8 protein-coding genes are annotated in these 15,030 nt (G+C 49.2%); 2 read left to right on the forward strand and 6 right to left on the reverse strand.

Annotated features, from left to right (window positions below; genetic code table 11):
- Nucleotides 1–207: 207 nt before the first annotated feature.
- Together ACTJJJ_RS00135 and ACTJJJ_RS00140 are read right to left on the reverse strand one after the other, a co-directional pair.
- The gene (locus ACTJJJ_RS00135; protein WP_440701035.1) at nucleotides 208–2,814 is read right to left on the reverse strand and encodes an ABC transporter permease; all 2,607 of its coding nucleotides are present in this window, start codon (nucleotides 2,812–2,814) and stop codon (nucleotides 208–210) included.
- Nucleotides 2,811–3,149 (reverse strand): PadR family transcriptional regulator, encoded by a 339-nt coding sequence (locus ACTJJJ_RS00140; protein ID WP_188931968.1) that lies wholly within the window; start codon nucleotides 3,147–3,149, stop codon nucleotides 2,811–2,813. The genes ACTJJJ_RS00135 and ACTJJJ_RS00140 overlap by 4 nt, the downstream gene beginning before the upstream one ends.
- A 533-nt stretch (nucleotides 3,150–3,682) precedes the next feature.
- Between ACTJJJ_RS00140 and ACTJJJ_RS00145 the strand changes: the two genes are divergently transcribed.
- Nucleotides 3,683–5,806, forward strand: a complete 2,124-nt coding sequence (locus tag ACTJJJ_RS00145; protein ID WP_440701036.1) for a hypothetical protein — start codon at nucleotides 3,683–3,685, stop codon at nucleotides 5,804–5,806.
- Nucleotides 5,807–6,074: 268 nt separating this feature from the next.
- Here the strand turns inward: ACTJJJ_RS00145 and ACTJJJ_RS00150 are convergent, their stop codons facing one another.
- From ACTJJJ_RS00150 to ACTJJJ_RS00165, 4 genes are read right to left on the reverse strand one after another with little or no spacing between them, the layout of a single operon-like run.
- Nucleotides 6,075–7,511: a glycoside hydrolase family 5 protein gene (locus tag ACTJJJ_RS00150; RefSeq protein ID WP_440701037.1), complete on the reverse strand. Its 1,437-nt coding sequence runs from the start codon at nucleotides 7,509–7,511 to the stop codon at nucleotides 6,075–6,077.
- 10 nt (nucleotides 7,512–7,521) lie between these two features.
- Nucleotides 7,522–10,395, reverse strand: a complete 2,874-nt coding sequence (locus ACTJJJ_RS00155) for a glycosyl hydrolase (RefSeq protein WP_440701038.1) — start codon at nucleotides 10,393–10,395, stop codon at nucleotides 7,522–7,524.
- A 5-nt stretch (nucleotides 10,396–10,400) separates the two neighbouring features.
- The gene (locus ACTJJJ_RS00160; protein ID WP_188931961.1) at nucleotides 10,401–10,784 is read right to left on the reverse strand and encodes a hypothetical protein; all 384 of its coding nucleotides are present in this window, start codon (nucleotides 10,782–10,784) and stop codon (nucleotides 10,401–10,403) included.
- A 53-nt stretch (nucleotides 10,785–10,837) separates the two neighbouring features.
- Nucleotides 10,838–13,723, reverse strand: coding sequence for a TonB-dependent receptor (locus ACTJJJ_RS00165; RefSeq protein ID WP_440701039.1), 2,886 nt, complete (start codon nucleotides 13,721–13,723; stop codon nucleotides 10,838–10,840).
- Nucleotides 13,724–13,985: 262 nt separating this feature from the next.
- On the opposite strand from ACTJJJ_RS00165, the gene ACTJJJ_RS00170 reads away from it, so the two are divergent.
- Complete coding sequence (locus ACTJJJ_RS00170) at nucleotides 13,986–15,017, forward strand: GntR family transcriptional regulator (RefSeq protein ID WP_440701040.1); 1,032 nt, start codon at nucleotides 13,986–13,988, stop codon at nucleotides 15,015–15,017.
- Nucleotides 15,018–15,030: the final 13 nt, after the last annotated feature.

Consider the following 15,030-nt stretch of genomic DNA (forward strand, 5'->3'; position numbering starts at 1 on the left):
ATCACCTCTGAGGCGATCTTTCGAAAAACAGATCGACATTAGACTCTATCCGGAACAGGTTACCGAGGCTTGAGGTCGAATTCCCAAACTTGAAGCGAGAAAGATCTGAGAAAAATTGACAGCACCCCTAAGCAGGGTTTTGTTCTTTTTCCATACGCATCAATGGTTTGACAAAGGGATCCGGCCGAAGTTGGCGCAGCTTTGGCTCTACTCGCTCCGCAAACTCTTGACCGGGTCTGTGAGCGCTGCTTTGATACTTTGAAAACTGATCGTGAACAATGCGATGCCAGTCGCCAGTATGGCAGCCAGGCCGATGACCCACCATTCGAGGGTGGTTTGGTAGGCGAAGCCTTGCAGCCATTTATTCATGGCATACCACGCGATCGGTGATGCGATGACGATGGCAATCACGATCAGTTTTAAAAAATCCTGTGAAAGCAACCCTACAACCCCCGCGACGGTGGCGCCGAGTACTTTACGTACGCCTATTTCCTTCGTGCGCTGCTCGGCCATGAATGCGGATAGGCCGTACAAGCCCAGGCACGAGATGAAGATAGCCAGACCCGCAAACAAATTGAAAATGCCTCCCATTTGCTGCTCGCTACGGTAGAGATTATCCAGGTCCTTATCCAAAAAACCAAATGTGAAAGGAAAGGCCGGGTTGAGTCGTTGGTTGATCTTTTCCAATGCTTTGATCGTCTGCTCGTTATTGCCCGCTGTGGTACGGACCATTACCACGCCGCCCCATTTGTTAAGGCGCAGGATCAGCGGCTCCATGGCATATTGCAGCGACTTGAAATGAAAATCCTTGACGACCCCAATGATCGTTCCCTTGGTATCTCCGAAAGTGAGCGGCTTTCCTACGGCATTGTTGATGTTCATCCCCATGACCTGCATCGCCTTTTCATTGATCATATAGCTGGAACTGTCGCCCGAAAATGTTTTGTCGAATCCACGGCCTGCCAGCACTTGCGATTTGAAGACTTTGACGAAATTTTCATCCACATCCAGCGAGGGGAACACGACCTGGTTACGGCTAATTTGGCCGTCCCAAACGACGTCAACGGTCCCGGATTCCAGCTTTGTGGGCAGATCTGAAATGACGGTGAAGTTTTCCGTCAGCGGATTTTGGGCCAGTAATGTTTTCAATGCCTGTTGTTTTCCTCCCAGCTCCCCGGTCATGGGCAGATACAGCAGGTTGGACTTGTCGAAGCCCAGGTTTCGTTTTTTGATAAAATCGAGCTGTTTGTAGACCACCGCAGTGCCAACGAGCAGCACAATAGCGACCGCAAACTGCGTTACCACCAGCGCATTCCGAAAAAGCAGGTTTCCTCCGGCTACCCGCATCTTGCCTTTCAGCACTTTTACAGGCGCGAACCCCGACAGGAACAGTGCGGGATAGCTGCCGGAAACCAGGCCCACCAAAACTGCGATGCCTAGCAGGCTCATCAGCAGCTTACCATCCAGCAAATGAATGGCGAGGGTTTTCTCGGTCAGCATGGTGAACACGGGCAGCAACAGGTACACGATCCCGATCGCGATCACCAGCGAGAGGAACGAAAACATGAGCGATTCGCCCAGGAACTGGAACACAAGCTGGTACCGATTGGCACCCACCACCTTACGAAGGCCTACTTCCTTGGCCCTGCGCTCGGAGCGTGCCGTGGCCAGGTTCATGAAATTAATGCAGGCCACCGCCAGAATGAAGATCGCTACGATAAAGAAAACGTTGACATACTGAATGTTACCATGTCCCGGAACGTCGATCTGCAGGTTGGAATGCAGGTGGATATCCGTTAACGGTTGCAGCTGGAAATCGATTTTGATCGTCTCGCCATGTGCTTTGAACATTTTGCCTATTTGTTGCAGGAGTTTTTGCCGGGCGGGGCCAGAGGCGGCCGTCTTTTCGTCAAGTTCGAGGTAGGTATAAAAGTTGAAATTGCCCCAGGTGTCGTTTTTTAAATCCCAGTTCCAACTGGCCATTGTTTTCATGGGAATGATCGCGTCGAACTGCAAATGAGAATTGGAAGGCGTATTGGCCAGCACGCCGGCAATGGTGAAGTTGTCGTGGTTGTTGATGCGCATCGTCTTGCCTACGGCGTCGGCTGTACCGTAATATTTTCTGGCCGTTTCTTCGGTGATCAATATCGCTCCCGGGTCGCTCAGGGCCGTAGCGGTATTTCCGGCCAGCAGCGGGAACGAGAACACTTCCAAGAAGTTGGAATCGGCATAAAAGACGCGCTTTTCTTCCACCTTTTTTTCTCCCACTTCAAACAGCATCGGGCTGGGTTTGCTCATTCTTACCCCGCCTTTGACCTGCGGCAACTGCGCCTGCAAGCCCCTGGCCATTCCTGCCGGACTGACGGCCGCTTTGAAGTCGCCTGCACTGCAGGTGAGGCGAAATAGCTGGTTGGCTCGGGTGTGGAAGCGGTCGTAACTCAGCTCGTTCTGCACCCACAACAGGATCAGAATGCTGCAAGCCATGCCGATGGATAAACCGGCAATGTTCAGTAACGAATAAGCTTTTTGACGGACAATGTTCCGCCAGGCGATTTTGAAATAGTTTTTTAACATATCAGGGCTAAGAGAAAATGGTTGATCATATTGGGTTTTGCCACCACGCCGGCGCACAAATGGTGGGAGCACCGTGAGAACATTCAGCAGATAGCGCAGCAATGCATGTGTTTTTCCAGAACGTTTACACGCATACGCATACAGCTCGTCCAGGTCGCCTTCCACTTCTTCAATCGTATTTTCAGGGTGCAGCCAGCGAAGCAGCGTTTTCGCCCACCGCGGCGGTTGTGGTGTGTTCATATCCCGCTTAGCTTTAAAGTAGCATCGGGCATTAGTTTCCAAAGTTTGTTGCGCAGCTGCTGGATATCGGCCAGCGCGCTTCTCCCGAGGGTTGTCACCTTAAAAAGTCGTTTCCGCCTGCCTCCACGCTCAGTAGTAGCCCCTCCGAGCTCGGAGGTTACAAACCCTTTTTCTTCCAGGCGGATCAATGTATTATGAACCGCGCCGAAAGTGACTACCCTGCCCGTATGCTGCTCGATTTCATGAGAAACCGTTACGCCATAAGCGTCGCCATCCAGGATTACGATCATCAATAGAACGAGCTCTTCAAATTCACCCAAATAGGTCCTTCGCATTCAAGAAAATGATTAGTTTATATTTTATAGTATAAATGCATGCCAGGTTTGGGAAGCCCCAAAAAAGGGCTATTAATGCCTTCCAGAATCATCGAGGAAAAATTTATTGTTCACGCGGGGACGGAGCCGTGTCCGATATTGAACAGTAGATAACAGGAAGGTCAGTGGACGTTGGGAATTAATGTGATCATACTGCTGGCATCGAAAGTCCGTTCCAGTACCCACCCAGATGTTTCCTCCGGCAGCGGCCCTATTTAAGGATACACTTTCAATGACCAACGTATTGAATTCGGCATGCCTGCCTGTTTGAATCCAATGGCTCAATTCATTCAGTAATCTATTTTAGCCTCCAAACTACCATAGCTGATTAAAGAGTCTGGTGTATCAAAATGCACCATTTTCGAATGTGTGTGAAAAATAATGGTCCTGTAATCTGGATAAAATGTTTGGCAACCCAATCATGTCGGTAGCCTTTTTAGGCCACCGAAAAGTATTAAGCGCATTGGTTTGTCTGAATTTTTCCCATTTGCTTCATGAAACTATTTTTGCATTGCATCCTGCTCGCCCCTTTTTACTCGTTAGGCCAGTCGGCCGCTGACCAGAAATTCGTGCAGGAAGTGGTAACCATTCATTCAACTAAAGAAGGGTTGCCGGAAGGGAAAATCTCTCGGATAACATTAAAGAATAATAAGCCCGTCGCAACGGTGACGGGTAAAACAGTGCAGTTCCACGAGGGGAAATGGATGTCGGTTCCTAATGAAAAACCGGTGGCTTATGCGGGGCTACCCGTTTTTTCTCAAACGAAAATACTCACCGCTGTGCCCTATCGCGATGGGTATGCGATTGGATGTGAGGAGGGTTTGTATTTTTTCAAGCATGGCAAAAAACCGGAACGGATCTTTCCAAGAGATAACCAATATAGCTGGGTGCTCAGGAATGTTGCGGCGCTGGTAACCGACTCGAAAGGGCGGCTCTGGTTTGGTGCGGATGAAGGCGCGGGGTATTTGGACGGCAATAAATGGAAGCTGTTCACCGGAAAGGAAGGCTTACCTTATAACCAATTCACCTGCGCTGCCGCCGGCCCGGAGGGCATTGTCTGGTTCGGCACGAAAAAAGGAGCTATTGAAGTAGACAATGACGAGTTTAAATATCGTTTCAGCCGCCGCTGGCTACCGGACGATCAGGTAAATACCATTGCAGTCCAGAATGATAACGGCACCGCGTGGATTGGCACAGACAAAGGCGTCAGTCAGATCGCCCGGGTTTCTTTGTCGCTGGAAGAAAAGGCAGGACTTTTTACAAAACAGGTGGAGCAGCGGCATAACCGCATGGGTTTTATCGCGCAAAGCCATTTGAAAGAACAGTTCAATGTAGCCACTTCGGAAGTAGCGATTTCGGATAACGACGGGATGTACACGGCCATGTATGGAGCGGCGCAGGCATTCAGGTACGCCGCCACGGGTGACCCCGAGGCAAAAGTGCTGGCCGACCGAAGCTTCAAATCCTGCAAATGGTTGGTCGACATTTCTCATGAAAAAGGTTTTCCGGCACGGGTAATCGTTCCGGTAGATTGGCCTGAGCCCGTGAACGAGATATACAGCCGGGAAGCAAATCTGCGACACCAGCAAAGTGATCCAATGTGGAAGGATATCTACCCGCGTTTTCCAAAAAGCAAAGACGGTAAATATTATTGGAAATGCGACACGAGTTCAGACGAACTGGCCGGACATTTTTTCTTCTATGGTGTTTACTATGACCTGGTCGCCAAAACAGAAGAGGAAAAACAGGCGGTCCGGGACGTAGTAGGCGACATCACTGATCATTTGGTACGCCATGGATATAAGCTGGTAGACCACGATGGCAAAGTGACCCGCTGGGGTGATTTCTCTCCGGAATATATCAATTCAGTGTATGGATACGATCAGCGCGGGCTTAATTCCATGATGATGCTGTCGTTTCTGAATGTAGCCAGACATATTACCGGTGATAAAAAATACGAGCAGGAGGCAAAAATCCTGCGCGACAAATACAGGTATCACATCAATGCAATGCACCCGAAGGAATTTTTCCCGCCGGAAAACGTAGTTCCCTGGGACAATAACCTTTGCCTGATGAGCCTTTACGGGCTTATCAATTACGAAACAGACCCATCACTGCTACTCATGTACCGCCAGGGGCTTGAAGTGGCCTGGCAGCATATCCATAAACAGAAAAACGCATTCTGGGACGCGATTTATGCATCACTTGCTAACCGTTTCACCCAGCAGGCAGACCACAAGATGTTCGAGAATAAAGGTCTTTTTCCAGAAAACAGGCTTTATTCTTCTAAGGTTGTTAGTGGGCATTATAAGGGAAACTACCGCGTCGACTTTATCCTGGAAAACCTGCAAAAAATTCCGTTGGACCTGATCGGCTACACAATGGATAACACCCATCGTCTCGATGTGGTGTTTGACACTTCGCCGATGCAGGAAAAAAACATCGGATGGCACGTCAATGGCTATGCCCTCCCTATTGATGAGCGGGGCCACGTCCGGCAAGACCGCGACGGTTTTGCATTGCTGGCATCGGAAGGCGATGGCCACGATGAGCACGAAGGGACTTTTTTCCTGCTCCCCTACTATATGGCCTACTATCACGGATTACTTTCGCGCTAGTGATCCAAACTGGACTGGTCAGCTTACCGCATTTAAAGCATTCGGAAAGTGCGTGCCAAACGCTGGTGTTGACCCAAATCTACCATCTAAATATTTTCTCAAAACGCTAATCATCGTACCATAATTTTCGATGAGTTACACATGGAGTTTCATCGAGAAACTAACCAATCGTTTTAAACGATTGGTTAGCGAGACGTTCCTCGGTTGCCTACCCGCCATGTATTCTGAGCCAGCCGAGAGAAAATAAAACGATTCAATTAGGAATTTTTCACTGCTGTTCTGGTACCAGGGCGTTCAGCACGGGTTGATGCCATTTGCCGGTTTCTTCGTCGAAAACGCGAAAAATTTCCCGGAAGCCCCATATATGGAAGCTCATGCCATTTTTTTCTGCCAGCTCCCGGATAAATTTGATATATCGGGCGCGGGACACTATATCGGCTTTTTCATTCACGCCAAATTCCCCCAGGTTGATAGGCCTGAACTGCGTCTTACTCCATTTGGTGCAATAATTGAAATCACGGATCAGCGGCCTTTTCTCTTCGTCCGTGCCTGCCCATTTCGTTCCCACACCCGACTCTGCCCTCGCATAAGCCAGCCCCTGGTGTGTAAACAGGTGTGGCAGATAGTAATGGATTTGCACAATTAGGTTCCATTCATTTTCAGGCAAATCCAGTAATCCGATTGTCCATGACTGCCCAAGGTTTGGTGTGCCGATGATGATGGTACGTCCCGGGTTTGTTTTCCTTATTAGCTTAATTGATTTCGCAATTAACTCATTCCAGAGTTTTGCGCCCATTTCAATATTGGGTTCATTCAGTAAATCAAAATAAACTTCCGGAGGATAATCTTTGTAATGCTCGGCTATTTGCTCCCAAAGCGCATAATAGCGGTTGATGTTTTCATCAAAAGTAACTCCTTTCTCGCCTTCCGACATATTGATGTATGGGTAATAATGCAGGTCAATCGATACGGCCAACCCATTATCCAGGCACATTTTTACAATGCTGTCGACTTTGTCAAAGAAGGCAGGCTCAATGGCGTAAGGAGGCGTTTTAGAGCTGTGGACAGACCATGTAACAGGAAGGCGTACGCTGTTGAACCCTGCATCGGCAATCATTTTAATGTATTCTGGTTTGATGGGTTGGTCGGCTATCTTGTACAAATGCAGATCTCCGGAATTGTTATCCAGAAGTCCGTTCAGGTTTAGCCCCCTTCCCAGGCGTTTGTTCCGTTCAAACGCCAGTTTAGCTGCATTAGGTGGAGTTACGGCCAACGGTTTTTGTGCAATGACTTTTGCGTCACGGCTTAATTTCAAATACAGGGCCTCAGGTTTTTTTGAATCAGGATCGATTGTAGCTGGACGTTGCGTATACCCGGGTGCACCAAACAAACCAAAGAACTCTATCGTACCGAGATCTGAAAAATGGACGATTGCAGCGCAAATCATTCCTCCCGGAATGGCGGTCAGGTCAAGAGCTACCGGGCTGGAACTGGAATCCACCTTATATTGACAAGTGAAAGAAAGACCTGAAAAAGCATCCGAGTGGATGGACATGGTCTGGTCGTTTTTGAACACGACGGTCACCGGACTGCCATCTTTCATGCCGTACCATTTTCCAATGATGGAAGGCGGCATTGCCTTTGCATGGCAAACGCAGTAAAAGAGACATAACAATAATGTCAATAGATTTTTTACGGTTTTCATTTTTTAAATTTTAATGTGAGTCTGCTACTTTCTCCGGCCTGATCAGAACAGGGCCTAGTAGTCCGGCGGGCATGATTTGGTCTTCTTTTCCTTTAAATTGCCGGTACCTGGCATCGCCATTTTTCGCTTTGCCGATAAATTCATTCAGTTGACCCGGCGTAACGCGAACCTGGATTGTATTATTCCCGGATTTCAGAAACCGGGTGATATCAAGCAGGTATGGCGGAAATATCCGTTTGCCCACAAATACATTGTTGATGTACACTTCGGCTGTAAAGCAGACCTTTCCCAAATCCAGAAAAAAATGCTTGTCGGCGCTCCCTTGTTTCCATTGAAAAGCGGAGTTATAAATTCCATCTGCCGAAGAAAATCTTAATAGCGAATCGCTTTTCCAGTCAAATAGCACGGTGTTTTTAAGCAGTACGCTATCAACCCTAATGTCCCAATTGCTAAGCGACAGTACAGCTTCTGTTGGATTTACACGGGCTGTGGATGCCTTTGCCGAACTATCAGCGGTGTCGCTATTTTGAGAGGCATAAAAAAGAACGGAACTGAACGGAGCCAACTGATAGGAAACCGTTGAACTACTGTTGGCTATAATGGCGCCTGTTGTTGCATCCAGCCAGTAGCTGTGCTTGTACCTCTTGTCCAGGACCAAATCAAGCGATTGCCACGCGGCACTTTTGTTCCAGATAAAATGGATACGGCTGCCGTCACTCATCTCCCGCCGTGCCTGGCGGGTGAAAGAACTGCGCTCCTTAAATTGGATTGGCTGGGGCAAATCTTTTATCCATGCACGAAGCTGACCGATATCATTAGTATGAAGACTGTTTTTCCCTTTGAGCGCCGCCGCAATGCATTGCGCGGTTTTTTCATCGTTCTGCTTCCAGTTGAGGAAAGATGGTTGTTTGGTGGGCACGCTACCTACTGCCAGTAAGCGCATGCCGCCAGAAGCCAAACGCCTGATCCGTTCAGCGGTTTTGAGGTGGATTGTGGAATCATATGCCAGAATGAGTGCGGAAATGTGGTTGTCACGGATATTCAACCTGCCATCCTTTTGTAGTTGGGCTTCCTGTATCGAGGCATCGTTCACCCATGCCCAGCTAACACCGCCTGCTTCCAGTTCATTGATCAAAGGATAAATCTTCCCGGCCCACTCCACCTTGGCAGCATTTACATGTTCGTCGCCTTTGGGTAAGGGCCCTTCAACATCCGGTAAATAGCCATTGGAAAGGATCTCCTCCGGATTAGCGGGTATATCCTCCACACTGAGGAAGGGAAAGTAGATAAGCACATCCGCTTGCGGCTTTCCTGAGCGAAGGGCATATTGTACCCTGCCTACGTACTCATTAACCTGCTTTTGATCCTTCCAGAAAATATTTGCTTCTCCCAGATTGGAGGAGAAATTGATACCCGCAATGAAGGGAGAGGAAAAAGGATACCACCCTTCGGGCCCCAGCTTCTCGGGTTTATAACGGTAAGGTACGCCGTGATAAATGACCTGATTGACGCCAGCAGCAAATAGCTTATCGACAGCAAATTTGATTTTTGAGGGGGTGGTCGTATAGGCCCGGTTACCGAACACGACCGATTCTGCTGTCATGAGGGGCCGGTTGTACAAAAGAGCACCGGAAGTCATGACTTTCATGGCAGCTTCTGACCCGAGCATGCTTTCCGTTTCAGGAATCGAGGCAAGACCAGCCATGGCGAGCATGTCCATATTCAAACCATACGCCTGGGTACGGTGCAGTAACCCCCGGGACTCCATCCACTTTTTACTGGTTTTAAAAAAATGCTCTCCCAGCAATTCACCTAGCGTAATGTCGTAGTCATAACGCAAACGCCAGTCCTGGTTCGAAAAAGTAAAATCGGGTTTTGCATGCGGGTTCAGATAACCGACGAAGTTGTATTTCCGCTGCATGTTGGCAGGCAGGTAGGGAGTGATGTCATAACCCCGTTTCTTTTTAAAATAAGCAATAAAATCAGGTGAGTAATGACGGTTGGCCTTGAATTCATAACTGTCATTGAAAACTGCCCGAAAAGGATTGCCGAAATAGGGCTGTAAACCAGTCCTGGAACCAAACAAATGGCTATACAATTTGAGCACTTTTGTGGAATCCAGGTGATCGACGACCGGACCTTGTTTCGGCGTGGCGGCAATATTAGTTTGCTCACCACTTGGAACTGCCCAGAAGGCGATTACTTTCCACTTTCCTTCCGGAAAATTCCAAACGAGTGTATCATTTTGGACCCAGGAGGTGACCACCCGGGTAGAAGCAAAATCCAGTGGAACAAGCTCGCCGGTGTCGGTATCATTGGATAATTTAGCGACAACCACAGCCTGCAAACGGGAAGGAACCGTTGTCTTGTTTGGAAGCCGGGGCAGCGGGATGGATTGCTTGGTGCCTCCACTGACGGTGACGGCACCATATTCCAGGGAAAGAAACCCATCCTCCGGGGCTAAAAAAGGACCTCCGGGAGGCCAGCCGCTGCCATTTGTCACGTCCACAATCAGCTTCCGCTTCCGTGCTTCCTCCATCACGACTGTTAGGTTCTTGTAATACGCAGGCGTGTCCCAACTTGTTACTTTTGGCCTCGTCTTCTCATTCATCGGAATTACGATGTTCAATGGCTGGACTTCAACCCCGCCAAAAAAGTGATCGGCGAACAGGTTCATCTCCCTTTTCAATTCTTCCGGTTCTACATCATTGCCGGGCCACCACCAACGTGCCATGGGCGCAAATGATTGCGAAGGCTTCTGAAAGCTTGCTAAGTTGAAATTGAAGGGATTTAACCAATGAGATGCCTGATTTTTACTCGAATCCGGGAGCACCTGTGCGATGCTGACTGTGGTTGCGAGCAGAAGGGGGACTATCACTTTCATGAGTTTTAGTTTTTGACCCGTACCGCTGTCGCGTCAAACATGTTCATCAGTTGTCCCTTTAAATGGTCCTCGTCAACTTTCGTCAGTTCAAGGTTTACGTCGTAGCCCTGGGCGGTGAAGAAGAGATTTACTTTATCGCTTCCTTCCTCAACCTGGGTTATGACAATGGGCTCTTTGGGCGCATCGGCCGCCAAACTCACCAGTTCGCCCGTGAGCTTACCGTCTTTCCGGACCAGGACGGCGCCCATTTTGGCGTCGCCGTCGGGTGTGCCCACTATCAGGATTTCCCATTTACCGGCAAAAAAATCAGCTGCAGGCGCCGACTGAGAGGACGCGTTGTAATAAAAGCCCAGCAGAAATAAGAACATGAATAAATTTGCTTTTTTCATTTTGTTGGTTGGTTAATTGTGTTTTTGTTTGATTTGGTCAAGAAAAGAGTCTGTCAGAATCGATAAGAGGCCGACAGATATAACGATCGAGGTTGGATCGGGAGGATGCTGAAAACCGCATTCGGGTTCCCCTCCCGTTGCGCCGGTGTAAACCCACCCGTGTTGCCGCTATTGGGAAAGCCACCGGGCGCTTGCCAGTCCATCACACCCACCTTGTTGAACAGGTTGTTGATATTGCCATTAAGTGTCAACCGCTTCGTGAACCGATATCCCAAGCCCAGATCGGTCTGACCAAAACCAGGCAGGTAGAAAGTTTCCAGGTTGTTGGCGGCCCGTTTTCCCAGGTAGTAATAGTTAACGAATGCACTGAACCGGCCAGCTGTATACGTTGGTGTCAGCGTGGCCATAAAGTCTGGCGTACCAGCGATGCGGCCTCCCCGGACCTCCTCCACGCGATCATCCTGAGCGCCCGGATCACCAGTTACCCACGACCGGCTGAGAATGGAGCGGGTTCGCTGCAGCGTTGCAACGGCCCGGATACTTAGCTGGCTGACAGGCGAGTAGGTCCCTTCCAATTCCAACCCATAACTTTGCCGACTGCTATATACATTTGGGGTATAATAAAAATTGTTGTTCTGGTCGGAGACATATGCACTTGTGGCCAGGTTGGTCATCCGGCTGTAATAGGGGGTAATAAATGCTGTCAACTTGTCCCGCTTTACTTTCAGCCCCATTTCAACCTGGGTGACGTATTCGGGTTTAAACAATTGTTTATCGACCTGGTCCTGCGAGAAAGCACTGGTATACAAGGTGAGGTCCGGCGCTTTGTTACCTTGTGAAAACCGCCCATACAACGCCAGATTATCCTGGAATTGGTAATTCAGGGCTCCGGAGAATGAAAATGTGGCGATGGTATTGTCCGTAAACCAGGGCGCCGTAGCCTTATTGACTGCATTATCCCAAAGCGTCAGGGGATTTTCATCATAACCACCAGCTGAGGCCGAGCTGTCCGTAACAGAGCCGAGGCTACTGCCTTTTACCCGTGTATGATCGTAGCGAAACCCGTAATCGAGGTTTAGTTTGTCAGTGATCTGCCAGCTATGGCCAAAGAAGAACGCCAGTTGTTTTTGTCGCAGGTCGCTGGATTTGAAGGATCCTCCGGTGTTGAGCATTCCCTGCGGGTTGGTAGCCTGGTAGGTGGTACCGGCAAAATCGGTAATGCTTATGCCCAGCGGGTGAGGCCGGTTTTCAGCAGTGGAAAGGGCGAGTCCGGCCACATTCTCCTGGTAGTCCATATGCGAGGCACCATAGTACAGACCCGCTGTGAAGGTCATCTTGCCAACACGTTTGCTGACCGAAAACTGATCGAGTACTTCGTTTAGTTTATTGTCATTGGACCGGGCCAATTGCAGCAGAACCGGGTAAGGTTGGATAACCGAATTCGGCAACTGTCCCTTTATGACTGGAAAATCAAAACCCAGGAACTCGTTGTTGGGCCCCAACCGGGGCAGCTGCATGGTCGTCAAAGCTGGTTGTCCGGTGGTGAGGTCGGTAAAGTTATAGGTGCCAAACCGGCCCAGCGACTGCATGAAATAATAAGTCAACAGTTCATTGGCCGACAGAATGCCAAGCGGTAACACCGAATTCCAAGTAAGTACCTTGCTGGTGTATTTAATGTTGTTACTGACCGACCAGCCTCCACCCAGCTCATGCTGCCAGTCGATCCCGAGGGCACGATCCCGGGCATGGATCAGGTTTTCCGGATCAAAACGACGAACAGGAGCGGCCTTGCTGTACTTATAATCGAAAACCTGACTGCCGGGACCGGCAAAGGTGTCGGTGTTCCGGATCCCAGGTGCAGTCCCTGGTTTATCAAAGTTCCGGGCCGGTAAAAAGTCAAGGTAACTGTTGTGGTCGTTGAGGAATTTGCCATAGAGTTTCACACTACCCTTCCGATAGGTTTTCACCACATTTGCTTTCAACTGACCCCCATAATTCATGGGGTAGCCCGCGTAGCGTACGCCGTTGTTATAGCGATAAAAACCTCCCAGGTGAAACGCAAGATCACCCTTTCGATTCAGCTTACCACCCAGCGACAAATCGGCACGATAGTATGGATTGGCACTACCTTCCAGGCCGAATTTCGCCCGCATTTCTCCTGCCAGGACGGCCCCGCCCGTTTTGGAGACATAGTTGAAGATGCCGCCAGGCGCGTTAGGGCCGGTAATGGCCGCCGAACCTCCCCGAACGGCCTCCAGACGGTTGATCGTAGCGTCGGCCCGCAGAAAGTAGTCGGGCCCCAAGCTAGTGCCGGACACATTGGTTACCGGTAAACCATCCTCTTGCATCGACACATAAAAATACCCGCTCGTGCCGGCACCGACGCCCCTTGAATAGACCGTGTTGCGGATTTCTCCCTGTGAAGAATTGACATAGACCCCCGGAACGTTTTTCAGCAAATCAGCAGCACTATTGGGCTGCAAACGCTGAATCTGATGGGAAGACAGCGTGGTGATACCCACCGAGGCCTCCATGCGTCTGCGCTTGTCGAAGACCCCCGTTACGATAACCTCATTCAGGGCTCTACTGTCGACGTCCAACGCTACGTTAAGGGTCAAGCCGGTACCCACTGTCATCTCTTTGGCCATATAGCCCACAAAACTGAACACTAATACCGCTCCTGCATTCGGGACTGCAAGCTGGTAGAGGCCCTGGACATCCGATTTTGTACCCCAGGTAGTTCCTTTCACCACGATACTGACACCGGGCAGCGCCTCGCCTTTTTCATCGGTGACTTTGCCCGATACCACAAGGTCCTGTTGCCTTCGAGAGGCAACGGACAAGTCTGCGCTTGAACCTGTTGGCAGGCTCTGGTTGGTTTGGCCGAGACAGAGAGCCGCGGACAAACCAACTGAAAAGAGGTAGAGAGTTGATCCCATAACTGATCGTTAATAACTGAGAATGTTTTTATTTCTCCCACAAAGTTTACTAGCCGAAAAGTAAAAACTGTCCTCAACTGTCCCCCGACATTTATAAGTAACCTGCGTTCGATCAGCCCATTGGGAGCAGAAACAGGCCAGATTATACGCCTGAGGCTGTTTTTGTTAATATTCTCAGAAGTTTTGGTGAAATTATTATTGCGTATTTTTTACAATATAATTTTTTTAGCCCTATCTTTATTGCGTAAAAACTACGTAATATATGGTTGGTCAGATAGCAATCAATGATTTCTCCAGCACGCCAAAGTATTTGCAGATTGTCAATTACATTGTTGATGGCATTCAATTCAATGCAATCCGGCCGGGTGAAAAACTACCTTCATTGTATGAACTCTGTGCCGAACTCAACGTCAGCAAACGGACCGTCGAACGAGCCTATGATCACCTCAGAAAACAGAATATCATCGGAGGGGTCCATGGTAAAGGCTATTACATTAACTCCTTGAAACCGGGGCAGGGCCTGAAGGTTTTACTACTGTTCAACGAACTGAGCACACACAAGAAAATTGTCTACGATGCCTTCGTTGACCAGATGGGAACAGATTGGAGCGGCGATCCCGTTGCGTTAGACTTGTTTACCTATAACAACAACTATCGCATTTTCGAAGACCTGTTGCTGAAACACCTGGGGGAGTATAGCCATTATGTTATAATCCCTCATCTCGACAGCCATCAGGAAAAAACAGCACAGTTGCTCAACCAGGTACCTAAGGAGAAGCTCATTCTGCTGGATAAGCGGGTGGAAGGGCTTAGCGGCCAATATGCATCCGTCGTCCAGAATTTTGAAAAAGACCTGATTCAATCGTTGACCGAGGCCTTACCGCTCCTTAACAAATACGCAACGCTGAACATGCTCCTTCCCACCGACACGAATCGGTCTAATGCGATTGTGAATGGCTTTTTTGCTTTCTGCTATGAGTATGGCTTTCAGGCAAAACCTATCTACGAGGTAGGTAACCTTAGTATCGAGGGTAGTAGTGCCTATATCTGTTTACGCGAGGAAGATTTGTTTACAGTAATTGGAAAGACCAAAGACACCTCCTATCAGATCGGGAAACAGGTCGGCATCATTGCCTACAATGAGACGCCCCTAAAAGAAATTCTGTTGGATGGCATCACGGTGATATCGACAGATTTTGACCGGATGGGCCGAACCGCTGCCGACCTGGTTCGTGCCAACCATCCCCGGCATGTAGAAAACCCATGTCGGCTGATTACCCGCCGGTCACTTTGATATGTCTTATTCA

The sequence above is a fragment of the Dyadobacter sp. 22481 genome, assembly GCF_052044875.1.
In the GTDB taxonomy this organism is placed as follows: Bacteria; Bacteroidota; Bacteroidia; order Cytophagales; family Spirosomataceae; genus Dyadobacter; species Dyadobacter endophyticus.

Excerpts from the sequence above, each read along its gene's own strand:
- ACTJJJ_RS00135 (WP_440701035.1), bottom strand. The coding sequence starts at position 2,814 with ATGAACACACCACAACCGCCGCGGTGGGCGAAAACGCTGCTTCGCTGG.
- ACTJJJ_RS00140 (WP_188931968.1), bottom strand. The coding sequence starts at position 3,149 with ATGCGAAGGACCTATTTGGGTGAATTTGAAGAGCTCGTTCTATTGATG.
- ACTJJJ_RS00145 (WP_440701036.1), top strand. The coding sequence starts at position 3,683 with ATGAAACTATTTTTGCATTGCATCCTGCTCGCCCCTTTTTACTCGTTA.
- ACTJJJ_RS00150 (WP_440701037.1), bottom strand. The coding sequence starts at position 7,511 with ATGAAAACCGTAAAAAATCTATTGACATTATTGTTATGTCTCTTTTAC.
- ACTJJJ_RS00155 (WP_440701038.1), bottom strand. The coding sequence starts at position 10,395 with ATGAAAGTGATAGTCCCCCTTCTGCTCGCAACCACAGTCAGCATCGCA.
- ACTJJJ_RS00160 (WP_188931961.1), bottom strand. The coding sequence starts at position 10,784 with ATGAAAAAAGCAAATTTATTCATGTTCTTATTTCTGCTGGGCTTTTAT.
- ACTJJJ_RS00165 (WP_440701039.1), bottom strand. The coding sequence starts at position 13,723 with ATGGGATCAACTCTCTACCTCTTTTCAGTTGGTTTGTCCGCGGCTCTC.
- ACTJJJ_RS00170 (WP_440701040.1), top strand. The coding sequence starts at position 13,986 with ATGGTTGGTCAGATAGCAATCAATGATTTCTCCAGCACGCCAAAGTAT.